At 61.2% G+C, this 19,427-nt stretch carries 15 protein-coding genes; 1 reads left to right on the top strand and 14 read right to left on the bottom strand.

Annotated features, from left to right (window positions below; all coding sequences use genetic code 11):
- Positions 1-107: 107 nt before the first annotated feature.
- The 14 genes from priA to P8L30_12900 form a co-directional block, all read right to left on the bottom strand.
- A complete protein-coding gene (gene priA / locus P8L30_12835) occupies positions 108-2,576 on the bottom strand; it encodes a primosomal protein N' (GenBank protein ID MDG2241080.1) in 2,469 nt (822 codons plus the stop codon).
- Positions 2,573-3,769, bottom strand: coding sequence for a M24 family metallopeptidase (locus P8L30_12840; GenBank protein MDG2241081.1), 1,197 nt, complete (start codon positions 3,767-3,769; stop codon positions 2,573-2,575). The genes priA and P8L30_12840 overlap by 4 nt, the downstream gene beginning before the upstream one ends.
- Before the next feature lie 45 nt (positions 3,770-3,814).
- Complete coding sequence (locus P8L30_12845; protein MDG2241082.1) at positions 3,815-4,810, bottom strand: methyltransferase domain-containing protein; 996 nt, start codon at positions 4,808-4,810, stop codon at positions 3,815-3,817.
- 48 nt (positions 4,811-4,858) lie between these two features.
- Complete coding sequence (locus P8L30_12850) at positions 4,859-5,839, bottom strand: histone deacetylase (GenBank protein ID MDG2241083.1); 981 nt, start codon at positions 5,837-5,839, stop codon at positions 4,859-4,861.
- 17 nt (positions 5,840-5,856) lie between these two features.
- A complete protein-coding gene (gene carB, locus P8L30_12855; protein MDG2241084.1) occupies positions 5,857-9,099 on the bottom strand; it encodes a carbamoyl-phosphate synthase large subunit in 3,243 nt (1,080 codons plus the stop codon).
- Positions 9,100-9,402: 303 nt separating this feature from the next.
- A complete protein-coding gene (locus P8L30_12860; GenBank protein MDG2241085.1) occupies positions 9,403-9,798 on the bottom strand; it encodes a hypothetical protein in 396 nt (131 codons plus the stop codon).
- On the bottom strand, positions 9,795-12,293 hold the full coding sequence (locus P8L30_12865; GenBank protein ID MDG2241086.1) for a M6 family metalloprotease domain-containing protein: 2,499 nt from the start codon (positions 12,291-12,293) through the stop codon (positions 9,795-9,797). Before P8L30_12865 ends, P8L30_12860 begins: the two co-directional genes overlap by 4 nt.
- Positions 12,294-12,364: 71 nt before the next feature.
- Entirely contained in the window at positions 12,365-12,931 is a 567-nt protein-coding gene (locus tag P8L30_12870) for an HD domain-containing protein (protein MDG2241087.1), read from the bottom strand.
- Between the two features lie 98 nt (positions 12,932-13,029).
- Entirely contained in the window at positions 13,030-13,680 is a 651-nt protein-coding gene (gene nth / locus P8L30_12875) for an endonuclease III (GenBank protein MDG2241088.1), read from the bottom strand.
- Positions 13,673-14,458, bottom strand: coding sequence for a hypothetical protein (locus tag P8L30_12880; GenBank protein MDG2241089.1), 786 nt, complete (start codon positions 14,456-14,458; stop codon positions 13,673-13,675). Before P8L30_12880 ends, nth begins: the two co-directional genes overlap by 8 nt.
- Positions 14,459-14,513: 55 nt before the next feature.
- Positions 14,514-15,242 carry a metallopeptidase family protein gene (locus P8L30_12885; protein ID MDG2241090.1) on the bottom strand — a complete coding sequence of 243 codons (729 nt, stop codon included), beginning with the start codon at positions 15,240-15,242 and terminating at the stop codon, positions 14,514-14,516.
- Positions 15,243-15,249: 7 nt separating this feature from the next.
- Positions 15,250-16,707: a sodium-dependent transporter gene (locus P8L30_12890; GenBank protein ID MDG2241091.1), complete on the bottom strand. Its 1,458-nt coding sequence runs from the start codon at positions 16,705-16,707 to the stop codon at positions 15,250-15,252.
- Between the two features lie 117 nt (positions 16,708-16,824).
- Positions 16,825-17,265: a YtoQ family protein gene (locus P8L30_12895; protein ID MDG2241092.1), complete on the bottom strand. Its 441-nt coding sequence runs from the start codon at positions 17,263-17,265 to the stop codon at positions 16,825-16,827.
- Positions 17,265-18,581, bottom strand: a complete 1,317-nt coding sequence (locus P8L30_12900) for a glycine--tRNA ligase (protein MDG2241093.1) — start codon at positions 18,579-18,581, stop codon at positions 17,265-17,267. Before P8L30_12900 ends, P8L30_12895 begins: the two co-directional genes overlap by 1 nt.
- A gap of 156 nt (positions 18,582-18,737) precedes the next feature.
- On the opposite strand from P8L30_12900, the gene P8L30_12905 reads away from it, so the two are divergent.
- Positions 18,738-19,331, top strand: a complete 594-nt coding sequence (locus tag P8L30_12905; GenBank protein MDG2241094.1) for a NifU family protein — start codon at positions 18,738-18,740, stop codon at positions 19,329-19,331.
- Positions 19,332-19,427: the final 96 nt, after the last annotated feature.

A 19,427-nucleotide genomic window follows, 5' to 3' on the forward strand; every position in this document is an offset into this window, starting at 1 on the left:
TCCTACTCCTTTCAGGATCACACTTCTGCGAAGGTACGACCCGAGGGGTCGCACTCGCAAACGCACCACACACTAGATCTCGTGGGCCACAAACCGACGTATCGGGACTACAGGAGCGCTACCGGGTCTCGATCTAAGGTGAGGCGGACATCTCCTGAGGGCAGCTTGAATCCGTCCATGATCACCTGCGCCGTACGGCCCAAAGCCTTGGGCGAAGACGCACGCAACAGGAAATGCCAACGCCACCGATTGTGGAGACGCTCGATGGGCGCGGGCGCCGGACCGACCAATTCGACGGTTTCTCGACCTGCCCTGGCCTCGGCGGTCAGCCACCGCCTGACATAGTGCGCGCCTTGTTCAGCGGTCGTTGCTGCCAGCTGCTGATCCGGACTGCTGACGACAACGTTGACCAGGCGCACGTGGGGCGGGTATTCGGGGCGGGCGCGCTCCCCGAGTTCGCGCTCCGCGAAGCTCTCGAAATCGTGGGTCACTGCAGCCCTGATCGCATAGTGGTCGGGCAGAGACGTCTGGATGATGACCGAGCCACCGAGGACTCCGCGCCCTGCCCTCCCCGCGACCTGACTGAGCAGTTGGAAGGTCCGCTCGCTAGCACGAAAGTCGGGGAGGTGCATCCCGACATCTGCATTGATAACCCCGACTAGAGTCACTCGAGGAAAATCGAGACCCTTCGCGATCATCTGAGTACCGAGGAGTACGTCCACCTCCCCCCGTTCGACACGTTCAAGGATGCGCTGATGTGCCCACTTCCCCGACGTCGTGTCTACGTCCATGCGAGCGATACGCGCGTCGGGGAATGTCTCCGCGGTGACACGCTCCACCTGCTCGGTCCCGAGGCCGCGGAAAGACAGATCCTGTGACCCGCAGCTAGGGCACCGGGACGGCGCCGAAGCTTCGAAACGGCAGTGATGACAAACGATTCGTTTCGTCACCCTGTGGTACGTCAGAGAAATGGAGCAGTTCTCGCACTGCTCCACGTCACCACACTCGCGACATTGGACAAAAGACGAATACCCTCGCCGATTGAGGAGCAAGATGATCTGCTCGCCCTTCTTCAATCGATCATCGATCGCAGCTACAAGCTCTTCAGAGAGCACGCCTGCCCCACGCCCTGGGCGCGGCGCCGGCCCCTGAGACGTGTCCTTTCCTTTGCGCAGATCGAGCACTTCGACCCGAGGAAGACGCCCGCCGCCAACCCTTTCTGGCAGGTGCAAGTGGTTGAACTTCCCTGAACGAGCGTTATGCCAACTCTCGAGTGACGGGGTGGCGCTCCCGAGTACACACACCGCCCCCACGGCCTTCGCCCGTACGACCGCGAGATCACGTGCCAGGTAGCGCGGGGCCTCTGATTGTTTGTAGCTCCCATCGTGTTCTTCATCGACCACGATGGCGCCGAGGTTCGCGAGCGGAGCGAACAAGGCAGATCGAGCGCCCACCGCGATCCGCCTCTGGCCGCTCCGAAGCTGACGCCAAGCGTCGTAGCGTTCACCGTCGGAGAGTCCCGAATGCAGCACGGCCACTTCGTCCCCGAAGTGTGCACGGAAGCGCGACACCGTTTGTGGCGTGAGCGCGATCTCCGGTACGAGAACGATCGCGGACTTCCCCCGTGCCAAAGCCTCTCGAAGCAATTCGATGTACACGAGAGTTTTTCCGGACCCGGTGATGCCCTGCAGTAGGAAGGGCGCAGGTTCCGGTTCATCGAGTCCAGCGACCATCGCGTTCAACGCAGCACGCTGATCCGCGGTCGGTGTCAGTTGCGGCGGTGTCTGAATGGGAGCGTCCGCAAAGGGGTCTCTGAATTCCTCTTCATCGAACAACCCGACGAGTGCCTTTGCTTCCAGACCAGACACGACCCCGCGACTGAAGCCTTCCGTGGTGGTGAGGTGCCCTAGGTCTGCACCTCCGCCGGACAACTCGAGGAGTTCGTACAACTCCCTTTGCCGCGACGCTCTCCCGAACACATCCTCACGGGCAGCAAGCGTCTCCAGTCGCTTAACGATGCGAACCACGCGACGCGTCTTTAGGCTCGGGGCTGGAGGTGGCACGGTTTCGTGACGAATAACACCCCGGGCTTCTAGAGACCGCACCTCGGGCCAAATCGAGCCCATCCCAAGTCGCTTTCGGAGCGTCCGCACCCGCTGCGGCTCACCCTTTCCCGACAGGGCATCGACCAGCCGCCTCTCTCGCGGTTTCAGGTCGATAGTTGAATCGCCTTCGAGTGTCAGATAGTCACGCGACACATCGGAAAGGACTGCGGGCAAGGCCGCACGAATCGTGATGCCAAGTGGGGCGACGTAGTACCTCGCCATCCACCGGCACAGGTCGAGCAACTCGCTCGGCACGCTCGGCTCGTTCTCCAACACCGCCAGGAGCGGACGGACGGTCTTAACCTCTGAGCTCCCGGGCCCCACGACCCACCCAATTCGCTCTTCTTGTCGGAACGGGGCAAGGACGCGGGTACCTACAGCCGGCATACTTCCAGAGTCGACCCGATACGTGAACGTGTGACGGATGGGCAGCGGGAGGGCTACCTCGACCCGAACCTCATTTAGGTTCAATCCCCTTCCAGCAGCAGGAAGATCTCATCCTGGATCTGGCTGGGCGTCACTTCAGGCCCGTTTACGCTCCAATGAACGTTGATCTCACTGCGCACACCGATATCGTCCCACAGGTAGATTCCGGGCTCAATGGAAAAGCCGACTCCAGGTACGAGTAGGCGGTCATCGCGGGACTCGAGGTTGTCCAGGTTCGGACCACTTCCGTGCAAATCGATATCCATCGAGTGCCCGGTGCGGTGTACAAAATACTCCCCGTATCCTCGCTCCTTGATGACGTTGCGGGACACGTCGTCCACCTCAAAGCCGCGCACGTCCTCTCCGGCGTCGAACCGCTCCTGCAGGAAGGTCACCGCCGCATCGCGCGCGTCTCGCACGGCTTCCCAGATCTCCTGGGTTCGTGCATCCACTGAGCTCCCCATGAAGCCCATCCACGTCTGGTCCGCGTAGACCGCACCCTCGAAGGCACCCCACAAGTCGATGAGCAGCAGGTCTCCCCGGTTGATGGCCTCACCGTCTCCTATCGGCGCGTAGTGGGAGTCGGCCGCCCGCGGACCAATCGCCACGATCGTGCCTGGCTTCACTACGAGGCCCGCTTCACGCAGTTCGCTGCGGATCCACTCTGAGAGTGAACCTTCGTTCGTCGGCGCACCTGCTTTGATCGCCTCAGCAGCGCGCTCGAAGGCGCGTCGGGCGACATCGGCAACGATCTCTCCGGCCTCTCGGTGCTTCTCTCGCTGCGTGGCAGTCCAAACGGAATGGAACCGCGAGACCAGATCGCCAGAACTGCTGGCTTCGATCCCCTGCTCCAGGATCAGGCCTGCGATCCCAGCCGGCACGTAGTCGAGCGTGGGCACCGCAGCCCCGGGGGACACCTCCATGGCCACACGTTCACAGTCGTGTAGCATCTCACCGAGCTGTTCCTCCATGTCCTTCCAGCCCGAGTACTTCCTGAACGCGAACGGCCAATGACGCCAGGACGAAGCCTCGATCGCGTGAATCATCGCAACGGGTTCCCCCTCGGCAGGAATGAGGATGAATCCCCGCCGGGTCGTCTTACCAAGACCAAGGAGCTGCACTGCGATGGGGTTGATCCCATGGAATTCGTAAAGGAGCCAACCATCGAGATCGGACGCCCGGAGCGCCTCCTGAACTCGTTCCACTCCCTCGGGACTGCACAACATTGCGGTACTCACGTGGCTGTCTCTTTCGTTCGTGTGAAGAGCGCTATCGCACTCGAATTATTCCTGAGTTTCGTCACCGAACAACGGAAGACCCGCCGTCTCGGTGGCATCCCCTTCCTCGACTTCAGCGCCAGCGTTGTCTGGTTCTTGCCCGGCTCCCGTGGTGATCACCGGGTCCGGCTCGCTCACCTCTCGCGCTGCGTCCCCAGCCGGATCGGCCTCGCCCACAGCTGCACCCTTCCGACCCTTCAGAAGGTCCAATCCGAGGATTCGCTCTCGCGTGAGGAGTTGGTGGACTTCTCTTTCACGCGACAGAACGGCACACACACCTTGCCAGCCCCAGCGGGACCAAGCCCTGTGAAGAATACCGATCTTCTCGGGCACCGAAAACAGCTCGGCGAAGTCGAGGAATGGTTTGACCACAGTCGGCCGAAACGCCGTCTCTTCGTCCGACCAGTCCTCGACATGGAGGTCGATCACGTCAGCTTCACGTAGGAGTTTCTTCCACTCCACAACCATCAGCGGGCGAGCCCCGAGATGGCCGGCGAGCACGACCCTCCGCCCCTCGTCGACAGGTGCCTTCCAGACCAATTGGACCAGGACCACGAAGCCCCCCGGCTTGGTAACGCGCATCAGTTCCTGCACGGCCGCCGCCGGATCGCAGTGATTCGACAACCCAATTTCACCGACAGTCACGTCGAAGATCTCATCCCGATACGGCAGGGCGTCGGACCTCCCCGCTTGGAACTGGAGCCGCCCAGTGAGATTCGCGTCCCGCGCCCGACCCTCGGCGAAATCGATCATGGTCGGGTCAACGTCGACACCCGACCCGTGAACGCCGAATTCCGTCACGAAGTAGTCCAGTGAGATGCCCTTCCCGCACGCGACATCAAGCACCTCATCGTCCTGTGACATCTCAGTCAGCAAGGCGATTTGGTGATAGAGGTCAACGCCACCCGGTGGAAACAGGAGGCGGGGGCTCAACCGGACGAGGTCGAGCATAGAGGGTGCGGTTGGGGTGTACTCACCCGTTCCGGCTTCAGTTGGAGGCATGGGGAGGAAAACTATGCCGCGGCGCAGGCGGGGCAACGCGTGGGAACCCTAAATCCCCGATGCCTCCAAACCCGCCAATGCCCGAATCACACCAAGGGTTCCGATGCCGAGTCGGCTGGGGTCATATCCGCCTTCCAACAGCGCAACGATCCGCCCCCCGCACGCTCGGTCGGCATGGTCCATGATGTGGCGCGTCATGGCGAAGAGGTCGGTCGGCTCGAGAAGCATGTCACCAAGCGGATCACCCGCCATGCAATCGAACCCGGCTGAGACGAGAATAAAATCGGGATGAAAGGCGCCAACTACGCTGTCGACCGCATCTTCGAAGGCGGCTCGATGGGCCTCAGCGCTGGTACCTGCCGGTAATGGGACGTTGAGAGTGTATCCGAGACCTGGCCCCTCCCCACGCTCGTCCGCCGCTCCCGACCCCGGATAATGAGGCCACTGATGCGCCGAGACGAAAAACACGGTCGGGTCATCATAGAACGTGTCCTGAGTGCCATTCCCGTGATGGACGTCCCAGTCGAGGATCAATACACGCTCGGCTCGCCCCGTCGCCTGCAACCACCGCGCGGTCACAGCAACGTTGTTGAAAAGACAGAAGCCCATGGCCTGATCAGGCGTTGCGTGATGTCCCGGTGGCCGCGTCGCCACAAACGCATTCGCTAACCTCCCGGCAGACACAGCCTCAGCTGCAGCGATCGCGGTCCCCGCGCTTCCTAACGCGGCCTCCCATGAAGCAGACGAGACCTTCGTATCCGGATCGATCGCGATGACCTGCTCGGTTTCCTCGGCCATCTCACATGCGTGACGCACCTGTTCGACCTGCGCCTCAGTGTGCACCCGGAGAACGTCCTCGACGGTCGCGTCTCTAGCAGGTTGCTGCTCTACCCGTCCATGAAGGGTGAGCATGTCCTTTCCCACGGTGGATGCTAAAGCCCGGAGACGACCTTGGTGCTCGGGATGGGCCCACCCGGTATCGTGCAGAGGCGACGACGGATGGAGGTAGAAGCCAGTAGGTGCGCGCATCGATTTTCCGCCGGGCGTCAGTCCGCTCCGACTCCCGATGTCAACGAAGCGACGCGCTCCTGAATCGAGCACACTTCCCGAGCCCGTGACTTGAGCGCGATCAGCGCGTCCAACGCCGCCGATGTCGCCGACATCGTGGTGAGGTACGGGACCTTGTAGGTGATGGCCGCTCGACGCATGGCGTAGTCGTCGTACTGCGACGTCTTCCCGAGCGGCGTGTTGATCAACAACGCCACGTCCCCGGTCACGATGTGATCGACAATGTTCGGCCGATTCTCTCCGACTTTGTAGACTCGCTCGGAAGGAACGCCTAATCGCTGCAAATAGTCCTGGGTCCCCTTGGTCGCCATGATCGTGAAGCCAAGATCGTGGAAACGACGCAGGATCGGAGTCACGGTTGCTTTGTCGGCGTCGTTCACCGTGACAATAAGATTGCCCACCTCGGGCAGGTCGTTTCCTGCTGAGATCTGTGCCTTCGCGAAGGCCATCCCGAACGAGTCGTCGAAACCCATAACCTCGCCGGTCGACCGCATCTCGGGGCCGAGGAGGACGTCCACGTCGAAGCGGTTGAACGGGAAGGCCGCCTCTTTGACCGCTACTCCCGGTACCGGCGGCTCCTCGGGCACGTTGAGGTCTGCGAGCTTCTCCCCGGCCATGATTCGAGCAGCGAGACGTGCGAGCGGAACTCCCGTCGCCTTAGAAACGAACGGAATGGTACGCGAGGCTCGAGGGTTCACCTCGAGTACGTAGACGACATCGTTCTTAATTGCGTACTGCACGTTCATAAGCCCGACCACGCCCAGCTCGAGCGCGAAATTCCTAGTGAGATCGCGGATCTCTTCGAGAACCGGGCCGGACAGGAGGTACGGCGGCAACACACAGGCCGAGTCTCCCGAGTGCACGCCTGCGTCCTCGATGTGCTGCATGATTCCACCGATTACGACATCTGTGCCATCGCACAATGCGTCCACGTCGGCCTCGAACGCGTCCTCCAGGAACGAATCCACGAGTACCGGATGATCCTCTGAGGCTTGCGCAGCTTCTACGAAGTAACGCTCCAGTGCAGATTCGTCGTAGATGATCCGCATGGCTCGGCCACCAAGCACGTAGCTGGGTCGGACGAGCACCGGGAATCCGATTTCGCGAGCCACCGCGACCGCTTGCTCTTCACTGCGCGCGATGCCGTTGTTCGGCGTACGCGCTCCGATTTTCCGGCAGACTTCGTCGAAGCGATCTCTGTCTTCGGCACGATCGATCGCCTCGACCGACGTCCCCAGTATTGGCGCACCGAGAGCCTCAAGATCCTGGGCTAGCTTGAGTGGCGTCTGCCCGCCCAGCTGTACGATGACCCCTTTGGGCTTCTCGAGATGCAAGATCTCGAGCACGTCCTCTAGGGTGAGCGGCTCGAAGTAGAGCTTGTCACTGACGTCGAAATCTGTGGACACCGTCTCCGGGTTCGAGTTGATCATGATCGTCTCATACCCGGCATCGCGAAGCGCGAGCACCGCCTGCACACAGCAATAGTCGAACTCGATCCCCTGCCCGATTCGATTCGGACCCGAGCCGAGGATGACGATCTTCTCACGATCCGACGGCTCACTCTCCGACTCGTCCTCGTAGGACGAGTAGTAGTACGGCGTCGCCGCTGGAAACTCGCCAGCGCATGTGTCGACCACATTGTAGGTGGGCCTGATGCCCAGGTCCCACCGACGTTGCCGAATGTCAGCCTCTTCCTCTCCTCTGAGTTCAGCCAGTTGCAGATCAGAGAAACCCTCGCGTTTCATCCGGCGCAGGAGATCCTCGGACACCTCGTCCGCAGCGGTGTACATCTGCTCCCACTCGATGATCTGGCGGAGTTGGTCGATGAACCAAGGATCGATCTTCGTGGCCTCGTAAATCTCCGAATCGGTGATACCGGAGAGCATGGCTCGCTTCAGTTGGTACGGACGATTCGCCGTGGGCCGGCTGATCCCGCGAAGGAGTGATCCATGGTCATCCGCATCGAGGCCGTCGTCGGAAAGTGTCTCCCCGACCACCCATCCGTGCCGGCCAGTCTCGAGGCCGCGGAAGCCTTTTTGCCACGCGCTCCGCAGGGTACGCCCAATAGCCATCGTCTCGCCTACAGACTTCATCTGCACGCCGAGGGTATCGTCGACTTCTGGGAATTTCTCGAAGGCGAAGCGGGGCAACTTGACGACCACGTAGTCGAGGACCGGCTCAAAGGAAGCCGGTGTCGTCTTCGTGATGTCGTTGGGCAACTCGTGGAGATGGAACCCCACCGCGAGCTTGGCCCCGACGCGAGCGATCGGGAATCCGGTCGCCTTGGAAGCGAGCGCGGAAGACCTCGATACACGCGGGTTCATCTCAACGACAAGTAGCTCGCCGTCGGCAGGGTTCACCGCGAACTGCACGTTACACCCACCGGCCTCCACTCCGATCTCCCGGATGATCGCGATGGAGGCGTCGCGCATCTCCTGGTATTCGACATCGGTGAGTGTCTGCGCCGGCGCTACGGTGATGGAGTCGCCCGTGTGCACACCCATCGGATCGAAATTCTCGATGGAGCAGATGATGATGACGTTGTCGAGTCCGTCCCGAACGACTTCGAGTTCGTACTCTTTCCACCCGATATACGAGCGGTCGATCAACACTTCTGTGATCGGTGACGCGTCGAGTCCTTTCCGCACCTGCTCGCGGAACTCCTCGCGGTTGTACGAAATCCCACCACCGGTTCCACCAAGCGTATACGATGGACGCACGATGGCCGGGTATCCGGTCTCCTCGACGATCTCCAAGGCCTCTTCGATCGTTCCAGCGAACCCGCCCATTGGGACCTTGAGCCCAATGCGATGCATGGCCTCGGTGAACTTCTCGCGGTCCTCCGCCATCTCAATGGAAGCCGCGTTCGCACCGATCAACTCGACGCCGTACTTCTCCAGCACCCCGGCGTTGCTGAGGTCCATGGCGACATTGAGCGCGGTCTGGCCACCCATGGTGGGCAGAAGCGCATCTGGGCGCTCACGGTCAATGACCTTCTCAACCCATTCCACCGTAATCGGTTCGATATACGTCCGATCCGCGATATCGGGATCGGTCATGATCGTCGCCGGATTCGAATTCACCAGAACCACTCGGTATCCCTCTTCTTTGAGGGCCCGGACGGCTTGGGTACCGGAATAGTCGAACTCGCAGGCCTGGCCGATGATAATCGGTCCAGAGCCCAGGATGAGGATCGTCTCTAGGTCGTCGCGTCTTGGCACGTGGTCGCGGTCGTTGCGGGCCGCGGCATGTGGGGATGTTGGTTACTCACCACCGCTCTTTCCAGACTCCTTTCGGATCGCGGTAAGGAGCACCATGGCGAAGCCACCCCAAACGAAGGCCATCACGAGAATCATCGTGATCCAGCTGGCTCCGGTCATCGGTCGCTCCCCCGCCCACAGGCGGCCTCGGAGTTCGTATCGTTACGAGTTTTCAGTCGACCGCAGCAGCAGAGAGGCGGGTCTCAAACGGCACGGTCCGCGTAAACTCGCTAGGCGTGCGGAGGCGGGCAAGCCGACCCCATGTCACTTCTCCACCCGGCCCTCGATGCCAGTGAGCAGCAACGTCTCGTTGTCGGTGCTGGAAGCGAAAAGAACTGTGACAATCGGTGGATCCGCCGCACGATCGTCTACGGTCACGCCGAATTGGATGGAACCTCCCGATGGGTCGACCAAGACCACTCGGTAGCGCCCCTGCACTTCCGATACTGCAGCCCCAAACGCCCGTGTATCTCCCTGCCCGACAAAGCCCTGAATACCCACGCCGGTGACCTCCAGCACGACCGCACCGAGGTTCACGGGGCCGTCCACGATTCCATCCATCGTACCTGGGCCTGACGGCCCTCCGTCGCAGCCGACCTGAGGCACGAGCATCAGCGACCCACATACGGCCAGTCGCAGAGTCCGAACCCAGCGCCTCATCGTCCGCCCTCCCTGACACTGGGCTTCGTCAGCACGACGATCGTCCCAACACCGAGAATACCGCGTTGGCGTGCAGTGAAAGGTAGGGTCGGGTTCGCCAAAACCCATGCGCGAAGATCACCGAGGTCGTACCCCCCACTCTGGTTGCCCTGCCGGTCGAGGAAGCTGACCTGAAGGGCATTGAGGGGAGCACCGACCCCCAGGAAGAACGACGCAAGCTGATCCACAGGGATCCCAGGGCCAGCGACGTCGAGCACGAGCTGCCCCGTGGCCTGAAGGCCTCTCGCATCCGTCGCCCGCACCGTGATTGGGAAGGCGCCCAGGTCGAGTGCCGCCCCTGTGATGTGTCCGAATGGGTCCATGGCCACCCCTTCCGGGAGGACGCCCTCTGTGACCACCCACACGACGGGAGCCGTCCCGTCTACAGCTTCAAGCCTGAGGTCCAGCGTCGTAGCAGCCGGAAACGACACCGGAGTGGTCGGGACGGCATACGTGAGCTCGAATCGTGCCCCGCCGGACACCGGCGCGGCCATCCCGACCGTGGCAGGATTGGGCTGGCCTGCTAGCGCCCCCGTCCATTCGAGAAAGCCAAAGCCAGTGGTGGCGACAGCTTCGACACTCACGGTTTCGCCCTCTTCGAACCAAAGGTCTTCCGAAGCCGGCTGTGTCTGGAAGAGCCCAGGCTCGACGCCTTCCACCCCACCCAAGAGTCCAAGGTCCAGTTGGGCCTGGCGGCCGGCATACCGCGCCACGTACTCGGCGTCCTGGAGCGGGGTTTCGATCATACGGTCTGCCTTGGCAGTCGCGTCGTCATCCCAGCCCACGAAGGGACGTCGGATCCCTTGTGACAATTCCTCTCCAGGCACAGCCTGGAAACGGTGCTTCACGAACGGGGCTGAGGTAAACACGTGGGATGAAGAAGCCACCGGTGACCCATCGACGGTAAACACACTCGACCCCGGATCACTACCGTCCGCACGCATCGACACTTGAGAGAAGCGCGTCAGGAGGCGGAAGCTCACGTCGTCCCCAGAAGTCGTGATGTCGACAAGAGTCAGCCCCGTGGGCGTTCCAGCCAGCGACGTCGCCGCCGGCCGTGAGCCCGCATGGAAGACTCTGTTCTCTTGAGTGTTGCCGATCCACGGGAAGGGATCGTCGTCGTCGCCACGGCCACTACCGGGCTTGCCCAAGTCGTCGCGGCCGTCGGCCTGACGCAACCACACACCACGGTGCGAAAAGGCGTTGACTTGGTTACCACCCCACTTCTGCGCGACCCAATCGGGGTCGATGTGCCAGACCAACAGGCCCTCCCCGAAGAGATTCTCGTCGTACCCAAGTCGCTGTCGGTTCTCGAGCAGAAAATACTCACCTGAATCGTCACCAGCGTCGACGCGATAGACCTGCCCACCGGTTTCGACCGGGTTGAGTGTGACGGTACCAATGTCGGTACCGGCCGGAGCGGTCACGATGTCCACCCAGCCCAAAATTGACTTGCTCCACGCGCCCATGTGACAGGGGCTCTCGGGACTATTGCCATCACAACCCCACGAGCCGGAGGACATGAGGTCCCAGTTCCCGGCACCCGCGTGTTTGCCATCGATCGATCCGTTTGTGTCATAGAGATCGGGTAGGCCAAACGCGTGCCCCAACTCGTGGGAGAAGACCCCGATCTCGCTTAGGTCGACCTCGTTGCAGGCAAAGAGAGGCTGAATCAGATAGTCGTCGATCGTGATGAATCCTCCGCTCGCAGCGGGGACGGTTGTGGCGAAGGCTTGCCCTGCCGCGAAACGGAGGCTCCACCGGTGTGACCAAATCCGATCGTCCTTGTCTAAGCCTCCGCATTCGGCCCCTGCCGTCGGGTGGATTACGGCCAATGCGTCGACGAAACCGTCGTCATCCCCCGAGTTGGGCATCCCGTCCGGGCCATCGTTGTCGTAGAGGCCCCAATCCACGTCCTTGAGCCGAATGACAAGCTGGAGGATGAAGGCTCCGGTCGTGCCCGACGACAAACCACTGTTCCCCCCAGTTGCCTGAGCCCGAGTGAACGACGCTTTGGTCCAGTCCTGGACATCACCTTCGAGAGTGATCCGTCCGCCGGAGATCTCTGAATAGAAATCTGTGATCGTGCCGGGGTTCGCCCCAAAATACGCGGCCTGCACTTCGGTGATGCTGTGGGCCAAGTCGGCGCCCTCAGGTGAGTCTGCGAAGAGCCCCGTAATCACCGGGATTCGATAGGTCCCTGTCACAGGTCCTTCGCGAGGGCCGAGAATGCGGAGTGGGCCTGGCCCTGTGTTCCCGACGGCCGCCATCTGAGCACGCATCCGCGCCGGACGTCCATGGGCGAAGCGGAAGGCCTCGGGGTCCCCTGCGAGTGCCTGGTAGTATGCCGCAGGCGGCTCTGTCCCGTAGCGATCTCCCAACATCTCGACGTCCTGCGCAACCGAAGCAGCCGGACCAAAAACGAGAGCTACGACGACGAGGAGGCGTGGGCGCATGTCGATTCTCATGGGGAGCGAGGACAGCCTATCGTACACGACGCGCAGGAACGCGATCCGCGCACACTGCCCTAGGATCGGTCCTCCGCTCGAATTCCGAGCTGCTCACCAGCGCCTCGCAAAGCATCGATGATGTTCTGCACATGCTCGTTCCGCTCGAGTCCTATGAGTTCCATTCCGTGATGAACTTCCTCGCGGCTCACACCCGCCGCGAAGGTCTTGTCTTTCAATTTCTTCACCACGGACTTGGGCTTGAGGTCGTCAATCCCGTTGGGGCGCACCAGACAGCAGGCATACACGAGGCCCGAGAGTTCATCGCACGCCATGAGTACCTTGTCGAGCTCACTCGTCGGCTCCACTCCGGTGAAGCTCGCCCGGTGAGCGAGAATCGCCTGGAGCACTTCGTCCGGGTATCCCGCCGCACGGAGGTGATCTACCGCAGTGATGGGATGGTTCTCCGGATACTTCTCCCAATCGAGATCGTGCAAAAGTCCGGCAAGGCCCCACACGTCCGGGTCGGCACCACGGAGTCCGGCGTAGTGCCGTACCGCCGCCTCGACGGCGTACATGTGTTTCCGGAGCCCTTTATTTTCGACCCACTCTTCCAGCAGGCTGACTGCTTCGTCTCTCGTTGGCATGTGCCGGGTCCTTCCTCGCACGGGTGTAGTGGTCCAGCGACCGCGAAGCTGGGCCTGCTTTGGTGGAGGGGCAAGAACGTGCCCGCGTCGAGTCGTTTCTACACCCGAGACGACGGGCAGAAGTGGGCAATGACGCACGCCTCGCACCGCGGCTTCTTCGCGTCACACGTACGGCGCCCGTGCCAGATAAAAAGGTGCGCCAGTAGTGTCCAACGCTCGCTCGGAAAGACTCCCATCAGATCAATTTCAATCTTCTCTGGGGTCTTTTCTTTCGTGAGCCTGAGCAGTGTCGACAGTCGTTTGATGTGAGTGTCGACCACGACGCCCTCGTCGATGCCGAAGGCGTTGCCGAGCACCACATTGGCCGTCTTCCGACCGACACCGGGCAATGCATGGAGCTCCGCGATCGTCTTTGGGACTTCTCCGTCGTGCTCCGCCATCACGCCACGGGCGAACCCAATGATGTTCTTCGCCTTGTTCCGGAAGAAGCCTGTGGTGTGCACGATCTCCTCGACGTCGGTCTGCTGCGCATTGGCCAACGACTCGGCATCCGGATACCGCGCAAACAAGACCGGAGTGACCATGTTCACGCGCACGTCAGTTGTCTGCGCAGACAGGATGGTAGCAACGGCTAACTGAAAGGGGTCTGCGAACGTCAGCTCGCAGTGTGCATCCGGATATTCTGAGGCCAAGAGATCAAACACCTCTCCCGCCCGCTCGACCCTCGCCTTCTTGGACTCTCTAGCCATCGAGCACGACTCTGGAAAAGGGCAAGACGGAAGGCGGCGGATCCTGACCGTCTTGTGCCGGCCCCTCACCCGGGACTGCCGCCCCTGGAGCAGAGTCGAGATAGGCGAAGAAGCGGGCCAGTAGCTTTAGGACCTCACCAGCGGCCTCAACCGCATACAGACCATCGATGTCGGCACCGGGCAGCGCACTCGAGAAGTCAGTGCCTTCCCCTCGAGCGTCCGTGTTCAGCCAGGCTCCAGCCTCCGCGATCGGGGCTTCAGGCACCGGGATGGTTCCGAAACCGGGCCGGCCGGGCATCACACCCGTGGCCGCAAGTACGTACAAAGTCCCTGACCGAGAGGCCTTCCAAAAAAAACCGTCAATGGACTCCGGAGCTTCATCCGGACCGCCAGCGACCCAAAAGAGATGCTGCGGCAGTTGGAGGTAACCCGACGAGGTCGGAGGCGTCGCCTCTCCAGACGGACTCCCTTCCACCAGATACCGAGCGGTTGCAGCATCCAGCACGTAGACGGGACACCCCTCGTCTCGGAAAAAGGCGGCATGGTAGACCAACGCACCGTACTGGTGAATCGACTCGGGGGGGGCGTCCGGTTCCTGTAGTCGCGCAATAAATTGCCCGACGGATCCCATCGTAATGAACACGCTCGGGTTAGCCGGATCACTCCCGCGCCCGCTCGCTTCCTCTGTGATATCAGCGATGAGCTGGTCGACCGCGTCGAAGTCTGGAAAAGCCAACTCGAACGGGGTAAGGCGCGCATAGGCGTCATGGAGAGACATGGGGCGAGAAGCTAGGCTGAAGGTTCGGGTAGTGGAACCGCTTCCACGAACCGCCCTAGGTCCGACTGCGCCGTGCGATCGCTTTTGACTCAAGCACCACCGGGCGGTAGGTGGCGAGCATCCGTCGAGCCTCGTCCCACCAGCTCCGCTTCCGCACCAGCACAACCTCGATCGAGACGGTTCCACGGGCGACACCCTCGACCCATACGAAATGCACGTCCCCTAGTTCCGTCGGGCGATCGATTACAAAAAGCCTGTCGTTCCATAGGAATTCGATATCCGTCGAGCCTTCAAATTCGGCCTGAGTCCAAAGTTGCTCAAGATAGAAGCTCGATTCGACGCGATAGGCTCCCTGCGCAACCTGCTCACCGCTCTGGAAGTACCAGGGATCGAACTCCTGCCCTTCGTCGCGCCTGAAGGTCTGTTCAGCAGCATAGTCCACAGCATCGAGCGCCTCATCACCCGCCAACGACTCGAGATGGTGGCGCAGCTCGTGGGTGAGTGTCTCCCAGATCTCATCCTTCCAGTTGAACGCATCGTTCAGTCTGGATAAACGCTCGAAGGATCCCCAATACAGGGCGATCACAGAACGGGTGGTGTCCGGACTCCCGTAGTCCGAGACGTGCTCCTCGGTGAGGCACTCACCCATCGTAAAGACATCCGGGTGTTCCGGATGTGGAATGGCCTCTCTGCTCACGACGAGCCCGTCGATCCCCTCTTTGAAAGGCTCAGGAATTTCGTGGTATGCGGCCCGCGCTGTCTTCTCGAAATCCTCGAACCGCATCGTTGTGCTACTCCGTCTGATCGACCCCGTTCTCCATGACCTTGGCTGCCAGCCAGTTATTGGCCAGGAGCAAGATCACGATCACGATCGCGAACTGGATTAGCACGGATCCGACGTTGTAAGCACTGAATAAGGTCCAGGTCTCATTGAAATCATCGGTCCGGGCGCCCCAAAGCCACCATCCGGCAAGGACTACCGCCTCTACCGCAACGAGACGCATCGCCCAGTCCCACCAAGCTCCAATGTGGATGTCCGAGCCTTCATGATTGATGAACGTCTCCCGCCACTTCGTGACTCCGTAGCGCAACACCGCGAAGGCGAAGAAGAAGCCCGCCACCATAAGGGCCACGCCCCAGACCCAATCCTGATTCTGGAAGATCTCAATTTTCAACGCACTTGGAATCCCGAAGAGAACACCCGAAATGCCAACGATCGAAATGGCGCGCCCGCGGGTGAGCCCGAGGTCCATCAACACGCGACTGGCGAGCTCGATCATCGCCACGAGGCTCGTCCACGCTGCGAAGACCAGCGCCAAGAAGAACAAAGCCTGGAAGAAGCGGCCACCAGGGATCTGGGCGAAGAGCTGCGGCACCCAAATGAAGGTCAGGCCCTCATTGCCGGCACCCACGATCTCATTCGCCGCATCGGGCATCACTGAAAAGACCGTGCATAACACCATGATTCCGGCGAGCAGCGACATCGCATTGTTGCCGAACCCGATTACAAAAGCGTTGAGGGCGGTGTCCTCGTTCGCTCTCATGTATACGGCATACGTGAGCACCAACCCCCAGCCAGCTCCCGTGTCCCAGGCATTCTGTGTCAGTGCCTGGACCCAGATCTCATAGTTACCCAGCGCGGCCCAGTCCGGAGTGAAAAGGAAGGCTAAGCCGGCACCGGCTCCCGGAAGGGTGACCGCACGGATCGTGAGTACGAACACCAGGAAGATGAGACTCGGAATCAGAACTTTCGCAGCAGTCTCGATACCTCGTACGCCTCGCGATACGACGAACACTCCCAACGCCATCGCCACCACATGCGTAAGCAGGGCTCCAGGGGTCGAATGAAATCCGTCCCAAAAAGCACTCGGTGTAGCTCCTGGTACGTCCCCCGTTAGCGTGCCGACGAAGAAGCGAATCGTCCAACCCATCACGACGCTGTAGTAGAACATGATGGCCGTCGCCACAAAGGCGACCCACGCGCCCATCCACGCAAACTTCGGTCCGAGCGTCTCCACGAATGCGCCGATCGCCCCCTGCCGAGTCCCCTTTCCCATCGCGAACTCGAGGATCAACAGCGGCACGGACCACGCAAGCAGAAACACGACCCACGCGACCAGAAACGAACCACCGCCATTGCTCGCTGCGATGCGCGGGAAACGCCAAATGTTGCCAGTGCCCACGGCCATGCCGAGCATGGCGAGCAGCATGCCCCATCTGGAACTGAATACTTCAGACTTGGACGTCACTGATGGCTCTCCTCAGGCAGATCGAAGCGTGGCCGCCAAGCCGAAGCTGCGACGGCGACGATTATACCCGCCGGATCCGGCGGCTGCCACCGGGGGCCGGCAAAGCTGAGCGACCTACTACTCGAAGATGTACGCGATCGCCTGCGCTGCCTGTTCCAGCGTCTCGACGGTCATCGTCGCGAGTGCATCGAGTTCCTTTAGAGCGTGCACGTGCTCTTCCGCACGCACGAGAACGAGCGGGAGCCCCGAGGCGAGGGCAAAGCCCGCGTCCGAGGCGGTATTCCACTGCTTATATTTCGGCCCGAAGTATGCGACCACGAGGTCCGCCCGCTGCATCAAGACCCGAGTACGCAACGTGTTGGCCTGAGCGCCCATGAGGTCGCGATAGCGCGCGTCGGGCTGTTTGCCGAGAATCGCTTCACCGACGTCATCTGAGCGGTCGTGATTCTCCTGCGGGCCCACGAGTTCCGCGTCGACTCCCGCGCTCTGTAATTGGCGTCGGAGCTCCATCCTCCATTCGGAGTGGATCTCCCCAGCCGCATAGATCACCACGTCCACTAGACCAATCTCTCCCGGATCCAGCCCACGATCTGGTCGGCTGACACGCGGACCTGCTCGAGCGTGTCGCGATCTCTAATCGTGACGGTCCCGTCCTCGAGCCCATCGCCATCCACAGTGATGCACCATGGAGTACCGATCTCGTCCTGCCTGCGGTAGCGCCTTCCAATCGCGCCAGACTGGTCGTAGAACGACGGGATGGCTGCCCCTCGTAGATCGGCCATGATTTTATGGGCCATCTCAGGCATCCCGTCTTTCTTCACCAACGGAAAGACCGCTGTCTTGATCGGTGCCATTTTGGGGTGCAGCGCCAACATGACGCGTGTGTCTCCTCCTATCTCTTCCTCGCGGTACGCGTCCGCCAAGAGCACGAGCACCGTGCGGTCGACTCCCATCGAGGTCTCGATGACATACGGAATGAACCGCTCGTTGGTTGGCGCGTCGATGTACTCGAGTCGCTTCCCTGAGTGCTCTTGGTGGCGAGCGAGGTCGAAGTCCGTCCGATTGTGAATTCCCTCGAACTCCTTCCAGCCGAAGGGAAATTCGTACTCGATGTCGTACGCGTTCTTCGCGTAGTGGGCGAGTTCGTCAGGCCCATGCTGATGGAAGCGGAGCTTCTCCTCGCGAATGCCAAGGCTCTTATGCCATTGCATGCGCACATCCATCCACTCCTCGAAGGCCGCATCGTCCTCACCCGGCTTCACGAAGAACTGCATCTCGGCCTGTTCGAATTCGCGCGTGCGGAAAATGAAATTCCCGGGCGTGATCTCGTTCCGGAACGCCTTCCCAATTTGAGCGATCCCGAATGGGACTTTCTGCCGCGCGGTCCCTTGGATGTTCAGGAAGTTCACGAAGATCCCCTGGGCTGTCTCAGGACGGATGTACACCGTCGCGCTCGAGTCCTCCACGGGGCCCATGAAGGTCTTGAACATGAGGTTGAACATCCGAGGCTCGCCGAACACGTCCTTTGTACCACACGTTGGGCACTGCCCCCCCTCGACCTCTGGCATGTCGGCTCGAAAGCGTCGGTGGCAGTTGGAGCACTCGACGAGAGGGTCCGTAAAGCCGTCCACATGACCCGATGCTTCCCACACCTTGGGATGCATGAGGATGGCTGCATCGATCCCCTCAATATCGTCGCGCTGGTGGACCATCGAAGACCACCAAAGGTCCTTCACGTTGCGCTTCAGCTCGACGCCTAGCGAGCCATAGTCCCACACCGAACCGGTTCCTCCATAGATTTCGGAGGATTGGAACACAAAGCCCCGCCGCTTGGCGAGTGAGACGAGCTTGTCCATCAGGTCGGCGGCAGCCATGAATTGTCTGTATTTTCAGGGGTTTTCACGAGAGAACATCGAGGCGCCAAAGGTACCCGCGGCCCTTGGGCCGATCAACGGTGCGACGCGGTAGAACCCCTGGGAGCCCCCTGGGGTAATGAACTGAACTACAACCCAGACCTACGACTCAATCGCATGATCACGTTCACAGACCAGGCCCGTGAGGCTGTTCTTTCTTATCTCGGCGACGGCGAAGGCGAGATAGAAGCCCTGCGCATCTCCATGCGCGTCACGAATCCCCTCACCGAACCCACGTTCGAGCTGACCCTCGTCGCAATGAACGAGCGCACAGACGACGAACGCACAGTCGATGCCGAGGGCTTCTCCGTCTTGATCAAAGAGGCCGACATGGAGCGCCTAGAGGGCGCGACAGTCGATTTCGTCGATCGGGTCAACGAGAGCGGTTTCCAGGTGCGGACCGCAGCCGGGGCGGGCACGAAGCCGGACGCACCCAAGGGTGCACCGTCGGGGCCCATCGCAGATCGCGTGCGCGAGGTTCTGGACGCCCAGGTCAACCCGGCCATTGCGTCTCACGGCGGTATGATCTCCCTCGTCGATGTCGACAAGACGGACGTCTTCGTCGAGATGAGCGGAGGCTGCCAAGGCTGCGCTCTCTCCCGTATGACGCTGCGCCAGGGAGTTGAACGAATGCTCCGTGAAGCCGTGCCGGAACTCACGGCTGTCCACGACGTCACGGACCACTCGTCGGGAGAAAACCCCTACCTCTAATCATCTCTCCTCATAAGCTCCTCCCGATTGCCGCGGTCCTCGGGGTGGGCCTCTGGAGGAGAAGAGCGTTACGTCCCCCTTGGGTCGTGTTGTGAA

The sequence above is a fragment of the Longimicrobiales bacterium genome, assembly GCA_029245345.1.
In the GTDB taxonomy this organism is placed as follows: Bacteria; Gemmatimonadota; Gemmatimonadetes; order Longimicrobiales; family Gaopeijiaceae; genus CALFPJ01.

Coding starts and splice junctions, on each gene's coding strand:
- P8L30_12845 (MDG2241082.1), bottom strand. CDS start 4,810: ATGCCTCCAACTGAAGCCGGAACGGGTGAGTACACCCCAACCGCACCC.
- P8L30_12850 (MDG2241083.1), bottom strand. CDS start 5,839: ATGCGCGCACCTACTGGCTTCTACCTCCATCCGTCGTCGCCTCTGCAC.
- P8L30_12860 (MDG2241085.1), bottom strand. CDS start 9,798: ATGAGGCGCTGGGTTCGGACTCTGCGACTGGCCGTATGTGGGTCGCTG.
- P8L30_12865 (MDG2241086.1), bottom strand. CDS start 12,293: ATGCGCCCACGCCTCCTCGTCGTCGTAGCTCTCGTTTTTGGTCCGGCT.
- P8L30_12870 (MDG2241087.1), bottom strand. CDS start 12,931: ATGCCAACGAGAGACGAAGCAGTCAGCCTGCTGGAAGAGTGGGTCGAA.
- nth (MDG2241088.1), bottom strand. CDS start 13,680: ATGGCTAGAGAGTCCAAGAAGGCGAGGGTCGAGCGGGCGGGAGAGGTG.
- P8L30_12880 (MDG2241089.1), bottom strand. CDS start 14,458: ATGTCTCTCCATGACGCCTATGCGCGCCTTACCCCGTTCGAGTTGGCT.
- P8L30_12885 (MDG2241090.1), bottom strand. CDS start 15,242: ATGCGGTTCGAGGATTTCGAGAAGACAGCGCGGGCCGCATACCACGAA.
- P8L30_12900 (MDG2241093.1), bottom strand. CDS start 18,581: ATGGCTGCCGCCGACCTGATGGACAAGCTCGTCTCACTCGCCAAGCGG.
- P8L30_12905 (MDG2241094.1), top strand. CDS start 18,738: ATGATCACGTTCACAGACCAGGCCCGTGAGGCTGTTCTTTCTTATCTC.